1 protein-coding gene is annotated in these 232 nt (G+C 37.9%); it reads left to right on the top strand.

Annotated elements, in window-relative coordinates; all coding sequences use genetic code 11:
* A partial coding sequence (locus FS507_RS18290) for a hypothetical protein (protein ID WP_222121488.1) occupies positions 1-232 on the top strand: 232 nt, incomplete at both ends.

Here is a 232-nt window from a genome sequence, read left to right as displayed (position 1 = left end):
AAGAACAGACAGATTGGCAAAGGTATTATAAGTGATGACTGTGATAATACTCACCTTATAAACGAAATTGACATCCCAGTCTCAATCCTGGGCTTATCAAATATTGTGGTCGCTGTAAGCCCTGACGGAATCCTAGTAACAGATAAAAGTGCAAGTCCTAAAATAAAAAACTTCATTAATTTCAATCAGGGGCCAATGTATGAGGAAAGAAAGTGGGGATGGGTTCGAATAT

It is taken from the genome of Corynebacterium glyciniphilum AJ 3170 (genome assembly GCF_007673095.1).
GTDB lineage: Bacteria > Actinomycetota > Actinomycetes > Mycobacteriales > Mycobacteriaceae > Corynebacterium.
The sequence above is the reverse complement of the archived record's forward strand: the minus strand, read 5'-3'. Positions and strand labels throughout refer to the sequence as shown.